The 14,832-nt window shown below is 57.7% G+C and carries 14 protein-coding genes, 2 tRNA genes and 1 pseudogene; 3 read left to right on the forward strand and 14 right to left on the reverse strand.

The features are described from left to right. Position 1: 1 nt before the first annotated feature. Positions 2-844 carry an oxidoreductase gene (locus ACA059_RS01385; RefSeq protein WP_497632425.1) on the forward strand — a complete coding sequence of 281 codons (843 nt, stop codon included), beginning with the start codon at positions 2-4 and terminating at the stop codon, positions 842-844. Positions 845-922: 78 nt separating this feature from the next. Here the strand turns inward: ACA059_RS01385 and ACA059_RS01390 are convergent. The 7 genes from ACA059_RS01390 to ACA059_RS01420 all read right to left on the reverse strand — a co-directional run bounded on the left by ACA059_RS01390 (position 923) and on the right by ACA059_RS01420 (position 6,860). After that, positions 923-998 (reverse strand) — tRNA-Thr (locus ACA059_RS01390). Positions 999-1,117: 119 nt separating this feature from the next. Further along, the gene (locus tag ACA059_RS01395; protein ID WP_497632426.1) at positions 1,118-2,359 is read right to left on the reverse strand and encodes a nucleoside deaminase; all 1,242 of its coding nucleotides are present in this window, start codon (positions 2,357-2,359) and stop codon (positions 1,118-1,120) included. Positions 2,360-2,657: 298 nt separating this feature from the next. Further along, complete coding sequence (locus tag ACA059_RS01400; protein ID WP_497632428.1) at positions 2,658-3,887, reverse strand: methyltransferase; 1,230 nt, start codon at positions 3,885-3,887, stop codon at positions 2,658-2,660. Continuing rightward, complete coding sequence (locus tag ACA059_RS01405; protein WP_497632429.1) at positions 3,868-4,557, reverse strand: ABC transporter permease; 690 nt, start codon at positions 4,555-4,557, stop codon at positions 3,868-3,870. The genes ACA059_RS01400 and ACA059_RS01405 overlap by 20 nt, the downstream gene beginning before the upstream one ends. Next, positions 4,554-5,249: an ABC transporter permease gene (locus tag ACA059_RS01410; protein WP_149416717.1), complete on the reverse strand. Its 696-nt coding sequence runs from the start codon at positions 5,247-5,249 to the stop codon at positions 4,554-4,556. Before ACA059_RS01410 ends, ACA059_RS01405 begins: the two co-directional genes overlap by 4 nt. A 77-nt stretch (positions 5,250-5,326) precedes the next feature. Further along, complete coding sequence (locus ACA059_RS01415) at positions 5,327-6,073, reverse strand: ABC transporter substrate-binding protein (RefSeq protein ID WP_497632431.1); 747 nt, start codon at positions 6,071-6,073, stop codon at positions 5,327-5,329. 13 nt (positions 6,074-6,086) lie between these two features. Beyond that, positions 6,087-6,860, reverse strand: coding sequence for an ABC transporter ATP-binding protein (locus tag ACA059_RS01420; RefSeq protein ID WP_007897462.1), 774 nt, complete (start codon positions 6,858-6,860; stop codon positions 6,087-6,089). Between the two features lie 565 nt (positions 6,861-7,425). Here ACA059_RS01420 and gabP point away from each other — a divergent pair. Beyond that, positions 7,426-8,817 (forward strand): GABA permease, encoded by a 1,392-nt coding sequence (gabP, locus tag ACA059_RS01425; RefSeq protein WP_497632432.1) that lies wholly within the window; start codon positions 7,426-7,428, stop codon positions 8,815-8,817. Positions 8,818-8,889: 72 nt separating this feature from the next. On the opposite strand, the gene ACA059_RS01430 is transcribed toward gabP, so the two are convergent. From ACA059_RS01430 to ACA059_RS01445, 4 genes and pseudogenes are all read right to left on the reverse strand, one after another. After that, entirely contained in the window at positions 8,890-9,342 is a 453-nt protein-coding gene (locus tag ACA059_RS01430; RefSeq protein ID WP_046045548.1) for a hypothetical protein, read from the reverse strand. A gap of 5 nt (positions 9,343-9,347) precedes the next feature. Then, positions 9,348-9,764: a hypothetical protein gene (locus ACA059_RS01435; RefSeq protein WP_497632433.1), complete on the reverse strand. Its 417-nt coding sequence runs from the start codon at positions 9,762-9,764 to the stop codon at positions 9,348-9,350. 37 nt (positions 9,765-9,801) lie between these two features. Further along, a complete protein-coding gene (locus ACA059_RS01440) occupies positions 9,802-10,776 on the reverse strand; it encodes an alpha/beta hydrolase family protein (RefSeq protein WP_497632434.1) in 975 nt (324 codons plus the stop codon). A gap of 69 nt (positions 10,777-10,845) precedes the next feature. Beyond that, a pseudogene (locus tag ACA059_RS01445) lies at positions 10,846-11,656 on the reverse strand (DUF1016 N-terminal domain-containing protein). Between the two features lie 261 nt (positions 11,657-11,917). Between ACA059_RS01445 and ACA059_RS01450 the strand changes: the two are divergent. Continuing rightward, on the forward strand, positions 11,918-12,367 hold the full coding sequence (locus ACA059_RS01450) for a carboxypeptidase regulatory-like domain-containing protein (protein ID WP_497632435.1): 450 nt from the start codon (positions 11,918-11,920) through the stop codon (positions 12,365-12,367). 122 nt (positions 12,368-12,489) lie between these two features. On the opposite strand, the gene ACA059_RS01455 is transcribed toward ACA059_RS01450, so the two are convergent. From ACA059_RS01455 to ACA059_RS01465, 3 genes are all read right to left on the reverse strand, one after another. Continuing rightward, the gene (locus ACA059_RS01455) at positions 12,490-13,281 is read right to left on the reverse strand and encodes a TSUP family transporter (protein ID WP_497632436.1); all 792 of its coding nucleotides are present in this window, start codon (positions 13,279-13,281) and stop codon (positions 12,490-12,492) included. 72 nt (positions 13,282-13,353) lie between these two features. Beyond that, positions 13,354-14,430 (reverse strand): hypothetical protein, encoded by a 1,077-nt coding sequence (locus tag ACA059_RS01460; protein ID WP_497632437.1) that lies wholly within the window; start codon positions 14,428-14,430, stop codon positions 13,354-13,356. 296 nt (positions 14,431-14,726) lie between these two features. Beyond that, positions 14,727-14,802, reverse strand: a tRNA-Phe gene (locus ACA059_RS01465). Positions 14,803-14,832: the final 30 nt, after the last annotated feature.

Genomic DNA, 14,832 nt, shown 5'->3' on the forward strand with positions numbered 1-14,832 from the left:
GATGACCATCCATGTTCACAAGGTTTTCCTGATCACCGGGGTCAGTTCAGGCTTCGGCCTGGCTTTTTCGCAAGCAGCGCTGGCGGCGGGGCACACGGTGGTGGGCACGGTGCGGCGCGAATCCGAGCGTGCTGCGTTCGAAGCGCTGGACGCCCATCGCGCCAAAGCGTTCGTGCTCGATGTCACCGATTTTCCGGCGATTGAGCCGCTGGTGGCCGATATTCTGCGCGAGGTGGACCGGATCGATGTGTTGGTGAACAACGCCGGTTATGGTCATGAGGGCATCCTCGAAGAGTCACCTCTGATGGAGATGCAGCGCCAGTTTGACGTTAATGTGTTTGGCGCGGTGGCAATGATCAAGGCGGTTCTGCCCGGTATGCGTGAGCGGCGCAGCGGGCATATCGTCAACATCACCTCCATGGCCGGCTTCATCACGTTGCCGGGCATCGCCTACTACAGCGGCAGCAAATTCGCCCTCGAAGGCGTCAGTGAAGCGCTGGCCAAAGAAGTGGAAAGTCTGGGCATCCACGTGACCGCCATGGCGCCGGGCTCGTTTCGTACCGAATGGGCAGGCCGCTCGATGATCCGTTCGGGTCGCACATTGGGTGAGTACGACGCGGTGTTCGATCCGGTCCGCAAGGCGCGTGAAGAAAAAAGTGGCAAGCAGGCCGGCGATCCGCACAAAGCGGCGCAGGCATTGTTGACCCTGGTGGCTGCGCAAAAGCCGCCGGTTCATCTGTTACTGGGTAAGGATGCTGTGAGGCTGGTGCGCGAAAAGATTGCGCACCTTCAGGCGGAAATCGACGCTTGGGAGCACCTTTCGGAGTCGACGGAGTTCGACTGATCGAAACCCTCGGGGCATAGAAACTCAAACCCCGGAAACAACAAAGCCCTCGTATTTCTACGAGGGCTTTGTTTTGTATGGTGCCGGCACCAGGAGTCGAACCCGGGACCTACTGATTACAAGTCAGTTGCTCTACCAACTGAGCTATACCGGCGTGTTAGGGCGACGATTATAGCGATTGGGTTGGTTCTGTAAACCCCTGAATTCAGACTATTTTTGCACAGGCGTCAGGCCGGCCCCGCGGACGCTTCTGCGAGGCAGGCCTGTGAAGCATTACACGCCGTTTTTAACCGCTTGAATCAAGTCCTGACTCAGCACCTGCGCGGGCGCTACTTGCACGCTTTGGGTGTAGAACGGCGGCAGGTTCTGGGCCAGTGTCGACAACGCTTGGGCGGTGGTGTTGCCCGGCAGCAGCACGTATTGCAGGTTGGACGGATAGCTTTGCGGCACGGGGCCTTCCATGGTCGAACCGTATGCGCCGAAGGTCATCACGGCCTGCGGGGTGGTGGGGTCGGGGGCGTAGAGGAAGACGAAGGTGCCGTACTTCGGATGCGTCAGGTATTGCTCGGCCTGGGCGCGAACCGCCGGGTCGGGGTCGTTCATCAGGGTCCAGCGCATGACCGCGTAGTTGCGGGTGGCTTCCATGAACGCTGTACGAATCGGCGACTGGTTCTCGACACCTCCCAGACACACCAGCAGGTTGCCGAATGGATCGATGAGGGCTACCGAGTTGAACACCGTGCTTTGCTGCGCGGTTTGTAACAGTGGTGGAGCGAGTTCTGCGCCGGGGTCGCGCGGGTTCGCCGATTGCACGGTCAGCGCAAACGGGCTGAGCGCAGTCAGTGCCTGGCGCACTTTGCTGTTGGCCGGAAGGTTTGCCGGGTTTTGCAGTTGATCCGGTGGCAGACCGCTGTTGTTGCTGGCCTCGCGTACGGTGTTGACGCTGGCGGAAAAGATCGAGCTGGTGAGGAAGTAAGCCGCCGAGTCGATGGTCTGGCCGCCGAATACCGGGCTGGTCGAACCTTGATAAGCGCGGCTGACAGGCGCCGCAATCGCGTAATAACCCCAGGTGTCCTGCGCCTGTTGGCGGATCTGCGGTGGCAGCGACGGAAAGGTGAACTGGCTGTTGTAGTTGATGCCTGCGTAGTCATCGATCGCACTGACGGCGACGTTAAATCCTGCAGTCAGCAGCGAACCGGCACACATGGCGCATGGGTCCAGCGTGGTGACGACGGTCAACTGATTGGGCGGTGGCAGGTTCAATGGCGCGACGTTTTCGTAGTACCAGTCCACCAATTGCCGCTCGCCGTGGGCGGTCGGGTCATGAGGTAGAAAGTACGTGGTGCCGCTGCCGGGGAAAGGCATTAGCACGTTGTTGTGCAGCGCGGCGATGACCTCGCCCGTTGCGTTGTTGATGATAGCGCCACCCACCGCGAAAGTTTGCTGCAGCGCAGCATCAATGGCTTGGTTGGCGACGGTATCTACGGCTTCCTGCGCACTGTTCAATGTGCTCATGTTTTTCCCAGCTCCTTGCTGTTTGAACGCCAGGCAATTCTGGCGTTTGGCAAAGATAGTTGAGGTTTCGCAGGTCGTTTATGTTGTTTTGGCTGAATGCTTATGCACAACGGGATCTGTACCGCACCTGCTTAGAGGCAAATTTGCGGAGCCGTTCGCATTTGATCGCAAATGCCTGTTTTTCCAATTTTTTTACAGGTGTACGAAAATTGAACAGTTGTGTTTCAGCCCCGAAACAGCCGCATATATTGGATCCACGATAATTTCATCAACAGAGTTATCCACAGGCTGAGGTGCTTTAAGGGCGCTCAGCGAGGATCAGGAAATTACGCGGTGTAAGCGGCGTTTCGCAGAAGGTTCCGAGGCGAACCGCAAACCCTTGCTCGGAGAGGAAAAGTGCCCGATCGAGTACCAGCCACAGCTCCAATGGGCGTCGGAAAAGTCCGCGCAGTAGCTCCAGATTGCGAACTTCGGCCAGTCGCTGCCAACCGGCGGCTTCAAGTGCTGACCAATCCTGCGGGCCGATTGTGGATAACTCCTTTAGCGAGGCCAAATGATGGCAGTAATCGGCGAAGGATTTATCCAGCCAGGCACTGGGGAGGGAAGGGGTGGGCAGGTATTCGTCAATGCCGCGCAGTTGCCGCTGCAGCAGGTCGAAGGCCAGGCGTCGGGCCATGGAGGTGTCACGCTGACGTCGGACGCGAGCGCCAGCGGTGACGGTTTCGCTCATCGGTAGCGAAAGTTCATCGAGGGACAGCTGTAGGTCGGAGTGCTTGGCCGACGAGGAAAGCGGCTGATACTCGCTCAGACTGATCCGGTTATAGCAGCAAGGCGCGATGGCCAGTTGTTTGCAGCCAGCGGCACTGGCGATCTGGATCAGCCGCACATGCAGATCACCGCAGGCGTGCAGCGCTACCGGCGTCTGGTCAGCATTCAGGAAAGAGGCGGTATCCGCAGCGAGTACATCTTGCTCGACATGCAGCGCGTGCAATTGATGACGCTGGCTGAGTGCCTGACCGCTGGCGACCAGCGCCGGGTCGTATTCCAGGCAGGTCAGCTGTTGCCCGGCTGTCAGCAACCGTCGTCCCAAGTGGCCTTTGCCCGAGCACCAGTCCAGCCAATGGTTCGGCGCGTCAGCAAACTGCAAGCGACTGGCGAAGGCTTCGATCTGCTGCCACTTGCGCCCCGGCACATCGACATTCAGTCGATGACCCGCCGTTTCAAGCGTATGCGCTGGCAACTCATCCACCGCGCTCAATTCAAGGGACAGCGCCGCCAACGAGGCAAAAGGCTCCGGCGCATCCAACAAGCAAGGTTGGTTGTGGCTATCTTCCGCCTCTTCCAGCGACCGCCCACGTAGCCATTCGGCCAGCTCCGGGTAGGACGCTTCCCAGGGAAGCTGCAAATGAGTAAACGGCCGAGGCTTCCACAGCGCCTGATGCTCAATCAAAAAAGCATTCAGCGCTGTGAAACGGGCGAGTAAGGCCTCACCCGTCAGCACGCAGCAATCAACGCCCCTGGCAGGCATCGACGCGCAGCCAGCGCTCCAGCAGCTTGAAGCCGCGTACCAGCACGTAAGCCATCAGCAGATAGAACATGCCCGCCGCGAAGAAGATCTCCACCGGCAGGTAGGTCCGGGCAATGATGGTGCGGGCCATGCCGGTCAGTTCCAGCAGGGTCACGGTGCTGGCCAGGGCGCTGGCCTTGAGCATCAGAATGACTTCGTTGCTGTAGGCCGGCAGACCGATGCGGGCTGCGCGGGGCAGGATAATGTAGAACATCGCTTTGGCTCGGGACATGCCCAGCGCCCGGGCAGCTTCAATCTCGCCCTTTGGAATCGCCTGGATCGCGCCGCGCAGGATCTCGGCGATGTAGGCCGCGGTGTGCAACGTCATGGTCGCCGTGGCGCACCAGAACGGATCGCGCAGGTACGGCCACATCGAGCTGTTACGGATCGCATCGAACTGCGCCAGACCGTAGTAGACCAGGAACAGCTGAACCAGCAACGGCGTACCACGGAAAAAGAAGATGTAGCCGTAGGGGAATGCCCGCACGTACCAGAGTCGTGACGAGCGCGCGATGCCCAGTGGAATTGCCAGCAGCAAACCGGCGATCACGGCAATGGCCACCAGTTCCAGGGTCAGCGTCGCGCCCTGGGCCAGTTTCGGCAGCCACTTGATGATGACTTCCCAGTTCATTGGGTGCTCCTCGCGAAGCCGCGAGCGGCGCGTTTTTCCATGAAGTACATGCCGGTCATGGCGAGAACCGTCAGGCCCAGGTACATGAACGCGGCCACCATATAAAAGGTGAACGGCTGCTTGGACACGGTCACGCCGATTTGCGCGTGACGCATGATTTCTTCCAGGCCGATGACCGATACCAGCGCGGTGTCTTTCATCAGGATCATGAACAGGTTACCCAGCCCGGGCAGGGCGATGCGCCACATCTGCGGCATGATCAGTTTGGTGAAAATACGAAATTTCGACAGACCCAATGCCACGCCGGCTTCACGGTGACCTTTGGGGATAGCCAAAATTGCACCACGAAACACTTCCGTGGCGTAGGCGCCGAAGCACAGCCCCAGCGCAATCACACCGGCGGCGAAAGCATTGAGTTCGAGGTCGGGGTTGCCGAAGAACTCGCCCAAGGCACGCATCAAGTTGACCGTGCCGAAGTAGATCAACAGCACCCAGAGTAATTCCGGGATGCCGCGCACCAGGGTCGAATAAGTGCCGCCAAGCCATTGCAACGGCTTGTATGGGGAGGTCTTGGCCAAGGCGCCGAGTAGACCGAGCACCAGCCCCAAGCACAAGGCCGAGAGTGCCAGTTTCACAGTCATCAGCGCGCCAGCGGCGAGCGCCGGGCCGAATCCGTAGAGATCGATAGTCATGGATTTCTTTTCAAATCGCGCAGGCAATACCAGGGACTGGCGCCGTCAAATAACGGCGCCGGCCCGGCAGGTCAGAATCAATAGATGCTGAACGGGAAGTACTTGTCGTTGATCTTCTTGTAAGTGCCGTCTTCGACGATTTCTTTCAGGGCAAGGTTCAGCTTCGCGCGCAGGGTGTCGCCTTGACGCACGGCGATACCGATCTTGTCGCTTTCTTCCACCGGGTCGCCCTTGAATTCGTAGGACCGGCCGGCGTCGCTTTTCAGCCACTCGTAGTTGACGTACTTGTCCGCGAGGATGCCGTCCAGACGACCGGAAGTCAGGTCCAGATAAGCGTTTTCCTGGGTGTCATAGAGTTTGACTTCAACGTCGGGCATGTTGTCTTCCATCCAGGTGCCGGCGAGGGTCGCACGTTGTGCGCCGATCACTTTGCCCTGCAGGGAGGCCTTGTCGGTTTTGAACTCTTTGTCTTTCGGCGCGATGAATTGCAGCTTGTTGGAGTAGTACGGGTCGGTGAAGTCCACCGCTTGCTTGCGCTCATCGGTGATCGACATCGAGGAGATCAGGAAGTCGAACTTCTTGGCGTTCAGGGCCGGGATGATGCCGTCCCAGTCGGACGTGACCACGGTGCAGTCGACTTTCATCTTGGCGCACAGGGCGTCACCGATTTCTTTGTCGAAGCCGACGACATTGCCACTGGCATCTTTGTTGTTGAATGGCGGGTAGGCCGCTTCGATGCCCATCTTCAAGGTCTCGGCGGCAGCACCGGCGCTGAAGGCCAGGGTGACGGCAGCAGCCAGGAAGATTTTTTTGTAGTTCTGCATGCGGGTAGCTCCGTTAGCGGTTGCTGGACATGAATTGTTTGCAGCGCGCCGAAAGCGGGTTTTCGAACACCTGCTGTGGCGATCCTTGCTCTTCTACCAGGCCCTGGTGGAGGAACACCACCTCGCTGGAAACCTGACGGGCGAAGCCCATTTCATGGGTGACCAGCAGCATGGTGCGGCCTTCTTCGGCCAATGCGCGGATGACATTAAGTACTTCCTGGACCATTTCCGGGTCAAGGGCGGAGGTGGGCTCGTCGAACAGGATCACCTTGGGTTGCATCGCCAACGTGCGGGCAATGGCCGCGCGTTGTTGCTGACCGCCGGAGAGTTGCGCCGGGTAGGCGTGGCGCTTGTCAGCAATGCCGACCTTGGCCAGCAAGGCTTCGGCGACTTCGATGGCCTCGGCCTTGCTCTGGCCGAGTACGCGGCGGGGCGCTTCGATGATGTTGTCGAGCACGCTCATGTGCGGCCAGAGATTAAAGTTTTGAAACACAAAACCGATCTCGCTGCGCAGGCGATTGATCTGCTTGCCGTCGGCAGCAACCAGTTCGCCGTTCTTGGCGGCTTTGAGTTTGAGTTCTTCGCCGGCCACCAGGATCTGGCCCTGATGCGGGTTTTCCAACAGGTTGATGCAACGAAGGAAGGTGGACTTGCCGGAACCGGAAGAACCCAGGATCGAGATCACGTCGCCGTCGCGGGCGGTCAGCGAGATGCCTTTGAGCACCTCAAGCTGTCCGTAGCGTTTGTGCAAGTTGCGGATTTCAAGCGCGGGCGTGGCCTCAGCCATGTGCGTTCCTCATAGTGTTTCGCTCCTGCTGTTGGTTGGCCTTCCTGGCGAGGCGGCCAAGCTAGCATAGCGTCTGAATGGCAGCCAACAGCGCTACGGGCGGTAAACGGGTGGCCTGTGGCAGGTTGTCGCATCGGTACAGCAGACTGTCGCGCTGCTATCAACCGAACAGCCGTTTGAACCTGCTTTTAAATACAAAGCAGCCGCGGCCGTCCCGTAAAAAAGGGCGCGATGTTGCCAGCTTTGGCGGGGGGTTGGAAGCGCTAACCGGCCAAACGTTCCTGATCTGCACTTTTATTGTGCGTCTAGCATTTTCCGTGTGTGTTTCCAGTGCGCGAATTCGTTCTCAAAGTGAGTCGCAGGGTAACGTTCTGGCAAAGTGCCATTAATTTCAATGGGTTGCGATGACTGTCCGGTCTGGATGAGATCGCCGTAGTAGACGGCTTTGAAACATTTTGGCGCAATTATTGCGTACAGAATCCAGAACGCCCCGTTGGTTTCTTTTTACGAGAAAGAATTCCAGGCGGGATGCACGCATTCGCTTTTCCTTACAAAGGTAGTTTCAATGAGCAGTACCCCAAGCTCCAATGGCCTCGAACAGGGGCTCAAACCGCGTCATGTGACCATGCTGTCGATCGCCGGGGTTATCGGCGCCGGCCTGTTCGTCGGCTCCGGCCACGCCATCGCCGCCGCAGGCCCAGCCGTGCTGTTGGCCTACGCTGCCGCCGGTATGCTGGTGGTGCTGGTAATGCGCATGCTCGGCGAAATGGCCGTGGCTTCGCCGGACACCGGCTCCTTCTCGACGTATGCCGATCGCGCGATCGGTCACTGGGCCGGTTTCACCATCGGCTGGCTCTACTGGTGGTTCTGGGTGTTGGTGATTCCGCTGGAAGCCAACGCCGCCGCGACCATCCTGCATGCCTGGTTCCCGAATGTGGCGATCTGGGCCTTCACCCTGGTCATCACCTTGCTGCTGACGGTGACGAACCTGTTCAGCGTGAAGAACTACGGTGAGTTCGAATTCTGGTTCGCCCTGGTCAAAGTCATCGCAATCATCGGTTTCATCGCTCTTGGCATCATGGCGATCTTCGGCTTCCTGCCGACCAGCCAGGTCAGTGGCGTTTCGCACCTGTTCGACACCCAGGGCTTCCTGCCAAACGGCATGGGCGCAGTGCTTGGGGCCATTCTGACCACCATGTTTTCCTTCATGGGCACCGAGATCGTGACCATCGCGGCCGCGGAATCGAAGAACCCTGGCCAGCAAATCTCCAAGGCCACCAACTCGGTAATCTGGCGGATTGGCTTGTTCTACCTCGTGTCGATCTTCATTGTTGTGGCCCTGGTGCCATGGAACGACCCGGTACTGGCAGCCGTCGGCTCCTACCAGACCGTGCTTGAACGCATGGGCATCCCGAATGCCAAACTGATCGTCGACATCGTGGTGCTGGTTGCTGTGACCAGCTGCCTGAACTCGGCGCTCTACACCGCCTCACGCATGATGTTCTCCCTGGGCAAACGCGGTGATGCTCCGGCCGTTTCCCAGCGCACCAACAAGAGCGGCACGCCGTACTGGGCTGTCATGTTGTCCACCGGTGCTGCATTTATCGCGGTTTTCGCCAACTACGTGGCCCCGGCCGCCGTGTTCGAATTCCTGCTGGCAAGCTCCGGCGCTATCGCGCTGCTGGTGTACCTGGTGATCGCGATTTCGCAACTGCGTATGCGCAAGCAGCGCATGGCACGCGGTGAAAAAATCGCCTTCAGCATGTGGCTGTTCCCGGCCCTGACCTACGCGGTGATCATCTTCATCGTTGCGGCCCTGACCATCATGCTGTTCCAGGAAGCGCATCGTGTGGAAATCCTCGCCACTGGTTTGCTGAGCCTGTTGGTGGTGGCTGCCGGTTTGTTTGTGGCTCGCCGTCGCAAGCTGCAGAAGATGGGTGCGGTGGTGCTGAGCTGATTCGCACCGCATAACGCAAAACGGCCGCTGTCAGTGATGACAAGCGGCCGTTTTTGTTTCTGAAGCGAGTGTTTACTCAGCCTTTTCTTCCTGAGCATCCAGCGACTCGCGATAGCTGTCGAGCGCCGTGCCAAAGTCAGTGATGAACTGCGGATCTGTCAGCCAGGCCTGGGCGGTGTCGCGGTCCATGCCGTCGGCCCACATGCGGTAATCGATCAGCATGTCGGCGGCCAGGTGAGTGGCGGCCATGGCTTCGTTGTCGGCGTTTTCCATGTCCAGCAGTTCTGGATGGTCGCTGATGATGCCGGCGAGGTTCGACAGCAAGGTCAGCAGCATGTCGTTGCGGCTGGTGGCTTCTGCGTCGCGCATTTTGCTGAACATCGCCAGGGTGTATTCCGGGATCGGCTCGCCGATTTCGCCCAGGTCATCGTCCAGTGCGGCGGGTTTTCTGCCGTGGATGTTGATTTGTTTGGCTTTGATTTTGGCGCGTTTGGCGCGTTTCTGTTGCTTGTTCAGGGATGCCATTAAATTCAGTTCGCTTTCGGTTGTGTTTGAGCCGCGATGGCGTCGGACGCCGCCACATAGTCGGCCTGGAAGGCCGGTGATTCGATCCACGCCAATGCGCCGGCTTCGTCGACTTCGGTGGACCATTGGCGATATTCGATCAGCGCGGCGACGATAAAGTCTGTCGCTGTTTCTTCGCCTTCCTGCTCCAGCACCAACGCAAGCAGCGGGTGTTCAAGGAAGGCCCTGCACATGGCTTGTTGGCTGATCTTTTGCGCGTCGATCATTTCTTTGAACAGGTCGGTCAGGTCCACCGATTCGAAGTCGATGCGATCGTCGTTCGGATCCAGCTCGACCGGTGCTGCGGCCCGTTGGGTGCGGTTCTGCTTGGCCTTGGCTTTGGCGCGTGTGGCGCGTTTGTTCTGCTTGTTGGCGGATGCCATGGACGTCGTTCCGTATTCCGTTGAGTGGGCGCATCAGTCAGTTGCGTGGCACTAGCCGCCCAGGTGTGTTGGGGGCCAGTTTGCCGGTCTGCAACCAGGACAATGCAATGGGCCATAGTGTGGCTTGGTATGGGCTACGAAAAAAGGCGAAATGTCCGACTTCTTGTTCGCCGATGTCTTCGGGGGCGATTCGCAGGTGGCTGTTCGTGCTGTTGGTGAAGTAACCCAGCAGCCGTTCGATGGCTGGAATCGTGCCGTAAGGATCGTCGCTGATGCTGATGGCCAGGTTTTGTGCGGTGACGGATGAGAAGGGCAGTCGCCCGGTTTTTGCGTGAAGGACGCGTCCGCTGGGGCGTTTCTCGTAGTGCGCGGTGGGCATGCTCCAGTCGCGAACCACGCCGGCGGGGGTGTCCTCTAGCCAGCCGAGACGTTTGCCGGGGAAGTAGCCGCAAAGCAATGTCATCAATGGCATCACCAAATGCCACTTGCCGAACATCCGCCAGCGATGGGCGGGCGCGTAATCGCGCCAGTAAGCGAATTGCGCACCGACGGTCACCAGACGTCGAATCATATGCCCGGAAGCTCCCAGGCCCGCTGCACAGCCTCCAAAGCTGTGGCCTACAACATCGATGGGTTGCCCGGGAAATTCACGCTGAGCGCGCTTGAGCATCGCCTCAAAGTCCAGAGCGCCCCAATCTGACCATGAAGCCCGAAGCCCTTTCAACGACGCGGGTCGCGATTCACCGATGCCACGGTAGTCGTAAGTGATCACGTCGAAGCCGTTGGCATACAGGTAATCGGCGAAGCGTGAGTAGTGGCGACAGCGGACTGAGGTGGCGGCGTTGATGATGACGACCGGGCGGGTAGCGTCCTGACGGGGGTGCCTCCAGGTAAAGCCGCCAAGGATGCAGCCGTCTGCGGCGGGCTCCTTGAACGGCTCGCCCGCCGTAGATATTCGCGATGGCAGCTCGGTTTGAGTGGGTGCCAGTGAGGGCATGTCCTGCAAATTCATCGGCGTCGGACCTTTGCGGGTAGCTGCCAACGATAGTCTTCGCGCAGCGTATGAACAATCCACCCGTGCTTATCGGGGCCTGTGCTTGAGTAATCGCTCCTCAAGCACCGCCCATTCCCGATCCAGTTCTGTGCGAAGTTCCTCCTCGCTCGGCAGTACCAGTCTGTAGGTACTGGCGAACAGTTGTTCGTTGCCTTGCAGCACTGAATAGCGCACCACCGATTCATCTTTTTGCGCGCTGGAGTTGATTGATCAAGGCTTGTTCAAGTTCGCTTTCCTGGATCAAGCCCGCATTGGGCAGGCCGAGAAACTCCAGTAGCACTGGGTCCCGGATGAAATCCCGAGGGCTGGCGTTCATTTGCTGGATATTGGTGGCGGCTTCCTGTTTGACGGCGGCCCGGTCGCGGCTCGCCAGCAAGCGTTCGTAATAGAGGGTATTGATCTGGCGCTCGAGGGCGCGACTTGACCAGTTCTGCAGAGCTGATTCGTTCATGTACCAATGGCGAGCATTGTCATTGTCGACTCGTAGCAATCTGCGGTAGTGGGTCCAGCTCAATTCGGAACGCACTGCGTTCCAAATTGGAAAGGTCTGATAAAAGTCCCGCATGTATCGCAGGTTGCGTTCGTCAAAACCTTTCCCGAACTCCGACGTCAGTACTTTCGCCAGCGTCGACAGTAGCTGCTTTCCATAGCCCGCCCTCCGGGCCCCCTCCTGCTCGAACTCCACAATATGTCGTCCGATCTGCCAGCAGGTTTGCACTTGGACGGTATCGACCGCACGTAGCACCTTCTGCCGCGCCTGACGGATCAATTCGCCAAGATTGCCAACCAATGAGGTGAGTTGCGGGTCTCGGGTGCTATCGGGTTTTAGTGCGCTCATGAGGTCTTCCGGGGCTGGATGAACAGGCAGAAGAGGATTGCAGGGGCGGGTTGGTCAGCGCTGCCGGGCGCTGCTGACAAATCGGAAGGAAAGTCCGACTGGTTTTGCGGGATCACGCCGACGGCAATCCGCGCTTGAGGAATACAACGTGTAGTCCGATTCGCAGTGAACCCAAGTACTAATCAATCTAAAACTTGGCCAATCAGCAGGAAATCTAACAGGCGTAACGATTGGGTTCTGCGGAGCCCGGGAGTCGCCACTATGAAGTACGTCCATTCACTCCTGTTGCTCATCGCCGCTGTTGGCGTGTTGATGTTTCCCGTCATGTTGAGCGCTGCCAGCCTTGAGCCCGTCGACAGCTCGGGCGTGCAAGTCCAGCCGCAACAGCAAGGTGGGATCACTTACCTGTCCGGGGGGATTGGCGAGGATGAGTCGAAGGCCATCCAGCAAGCTGCCGGCTACAACCTGCACATGACATTCTCTATCGGTGCGGAGAACAAATACGTTCCCGATGTGGATGTGGTCATTCAGAAAGAACCAGGGCAGACGGTACTGACGCTGAGTCAGGCTGGCCCGCTGGTGTACGTTCAGCTACCTCCCGGCAAGTACACCGTGGTGGCGACCCGCAATGGTGAGGCGCGACATGACACAACGGATGTCGGAAGCGGCACCGCTCGCAATCTGGTTTTCCACTGGAATGGTGATGAATAGCTACCCAAGCGTCGTGTCGGTTAATTTTTGATCGTTAAAAATAATGCGCAGGGCCGGTCGGCGGCTTATCGAACTGCGATGGCGATTGAAGGCAGGAAGCGCTGGTCAGCGCCGACCGGTAATCATAACGAAGCCAATGAGTTGATGACCGCAACGCGCAAAGGATTGGTTTCTACGCTCAGCAGCTTGATGGCTAAGGCGCAGCAGACCACGATCAACATGGGTTTAATCAATCGTGGACCGACCCGAACGGCGGCTCGTGCACCCAATTGAGCACCGATGAAGGCAGCTAAAGCCATGGCTATGGCAATCGGCCAGATAATCACACCTTTGGTAATGAAGACCGAGAGAGAGCCCAGGTTGCATGAGGCGTTGGCAAGTTTGGTAAAACTCATGGCCCGCATCATGCCCAAGCCACAGAGAAGTACAAACCCGACAATAAAAAAAGAGCCCACACCGGGGCCAAATATACCGTCGTAAAAGCCCAGGATCGGCGCCACGGTAAATGAAAAAAGCAGAATGCCGATTCTCTTGCGTCGATCTTCATTGGCCAGCTTTGGAGAGAACGCAAAATAGATGGCTACCAGAATCAGCATGATAGGCACGCAAATTTCCAGATAGCGCTTATCAATAGAGCTGACCAGCAAGGCACCACTGGCACCGCCAATAAATCCGCAGATAACCAGGAAACGGCCTTCGCGCCACTCGATCATTCCTTTGCGAGCAAAGGTTACAGTTGCCGAAATAGTTGCCGACGCGGCCTGGAACTTGTTCGTTGCAATTGCACTGATCGGATCTACGCCCGCCAGAAACAAGGCAGGCAAGGTGATCAAGCCGCCACCACCGGCAATCGCATCAAAAAAACCGGCGCAAAAAGCGACGAGCGCCAACATGCCGATGACATCCAAAGACATTACATTTCCTCTTTATCGTTATTGGCCAGTCATCAAATGACGGGGCGTTCAACGGCCTGAATACTTGAAAAATCAGCCCTGCAGCAGTAACGGGTCCTCAGAAATAACGAGAGGGGAAGAAAATTTTGAAAGTCCGAAAATGCGAACAAGGACTCGTCTGTTGTCTTTGATGACATCGCGACAGTGCAAGGCCCGGATGTTATTGATGGCCATGGCCGACTCCTGGGTCAGCGTGTATTCAACCGGGGTTGCCTCGCCCACACCCCGGCAAAGGGCGGTGTAAGCGGTTTTGACAAAGGTCGAGACGTTGTCATTGACCGAAAAGCGATACGAGTTAAAGCGGGCTGCGAACCCGACCTTGTCGTCGAACTCCAGAATCGAAACGTTGCGGCCATCTTCCCCTTTGCCACTGACAAAGGAGTCACTACGAGTGAACTGGAAGTTATCCGTGGTCAGTGCGAGGCAGTGGGTGACGCCGATTTTTTCGAGTATGGGTGGGAGTGGAATGACCCGTGTAGGTTCCAGGCTCGGGTTCCACAAGGCGGAAAGTATGAGCGACGACGGAGAGGGCGAGTGCCCGTCTTTCGCGTTCACGGCGCACCAGTAAGGCGCCTCGGTATGCGGGCCGAGCGCTAGCCCGGAATGGGAACTCAGTTCGTTGATTTCCGGCTCGGCATTGATTTTGATGAGTCCGCCGCCCTTGAAATTGGCCACCAATCGAACCAGTTGTCCTTCGTTGTCCATGTCATAGGCAAAGGCATTGTTATCTACCAGTTTCAACAAGATCTGATTACGGGCGGCCAGGCAAAGGACGTCGTATCGATTTTCCAGGGATGTCAGGTCTGGCAGTTCATTTGGAGGGCTGACATCGGTGATTTTTTGCAGGCCTTCAAAGATCAACACGGAAACAAGGCCATCGGAGTAGGCACCCAGCAGTTCGCATTGGTCTTTCGAAAACGAGCACTTTAATTTGGTGGCTGCCAGAGAGGCTTTGGACTTGGCTCCTGATGCCTGTGGCCCGCCAATGGCGGCCAGTTCTTCGGCGAACTGGTGAAGCAATGTTGACTGCCGAATATCAAAGCTGAAAGTGCTGATTTCTTGTTCAGTAAACTCAACGGTTTCGACGTCCGGTTTAATAGCGTCAGTCATTGTCTACATCCCTGTTGTGTCTCTGCTCCCGGTAATGCGGCAGCTCCTGTTCCGATTCTGCCCAATCCGATAATCAGCGTATGTCATCCATTTCCGTTAAAGCATACGGAGCGTTCCGACAGGTCCGAGGGACTGTCAGGAAGGGCTGATCAGCAATGCCTGGCGCTTGCAGGCGTGGCGATAGGAGACGGGGAATTGATGCTTCGTCCGGCGCTTCGATAGTGGCTGGAACAGTGCCTCATCAAATCCCAGGCATAAAAAAACCCTGAATCTTGCGATTCAGGGTTTTCGGTATTTGGTGCCCAGAGACGGAATCGAACCGCCGACACGGGGATTTTCAATCCCCTGCTCTACCGACTGAGCTATCTGGGCAACGGGGCGCATTAAACTGGTTTTTCAGGG

This window comes from Pseudomonas sp. LBUM1647, assembly GCF_059716175.1.

Coding starts and splice junctions, on each gene's coding strand:
- ACA059_RS01385 (WP_497632425.1), top strand. CDS start 2: ATGACCATCCATGTTCACAAGGTTTTCCTGATCACCGGGGTCAGTTCA.
- ACA059_RS01395 (WP_497632426.1), bottom strand. CDS start 2,359: ATGAGCACATTGAACAGTGCGCAGGAAGCCGTAGATACCGTCGCCAAC.
- ACA059_RS01400 (WP_497632428.1), bottom strand. CDS start 3,887: ATGCCTGCCAGGGGCGTTGATTGCTGCGTGCTGACGGGTGAGGCCTTA.
- ACA059_RS01405 (WP_497632429.1), bottom strand. CDS start 4,557: ATGAACTGGGAAGTCATCATCAAGTGGCTGCCGAAACTGGCCCAGGGC.
- ACA059_RS01410 (WP_149416717.1), bottom strand. CDS start 5,249: ATGACTATCGATCTCTACGGATTCGGCCCGGCGCTCGCCGCTGGCGCG.
- ACA059_RS01415 (WP_497632431.1), bottom strand. CDS start 6,073: ATGCAGAACTACAAAAAAATCTTCCTGGCTGCTGCCGTCACCCTGGCC.
- ACA059_RS01420 (WP_007897462.1), bottom strand. CDS start 6,860: ATGGCTGAGGCCACGCCCGCGCTTGAAATCCGCAACTTGCACAAACGC.
- gabP (WP_497632432.1), top strand. CDS start 7,426: ATGAGCAGTACCCCAAGCTCCAATGGCCTCGAACAGGGGCTCAAACCG.
- ACA059_RS01430 (WP_046045548.1), bottom strand. CDS start 9,342: ATGGCATCCCTGAACAAGCAACAGAAACGCGCCAAACGCGCCAAAATC.
- ACA059_RS01435 (WP_497632433.1), bottom strand. CDS start 9,764: ATGGCATCCGCCAACAAGCAGAACAAACGCGCCACACGCGCCAAAGCC.
- ACA059_RS01440 (WP_497632434.1), bottom strand. CDS start 10,776: ATGAATTTGCAGGACATGCCCTCACTGGCACCCACTCAAACCGAGCTG.
- ACA059_RS01450 (WP_497632435.1), top strand. CDS start 11,918: ATGAAGTACGTCCATTCACTCCTGTTGCTCATCGCCGCTGTTGGCGTG.
- ACA059_RS01455 (WP_497632436.1), bottom strand. CDS start 13,281: ATGTCTTTGGATGTCATCGGCATGTTGGCGCTCGTCGCTTTTTGCGCC.
- ACA059_RS01460 (WP_497632437.1), bottom strand. CDS start 14,430: ATGACTGACGCTATTAAACCGGACGTCGAAACCGTTGAGTTTACTGAA.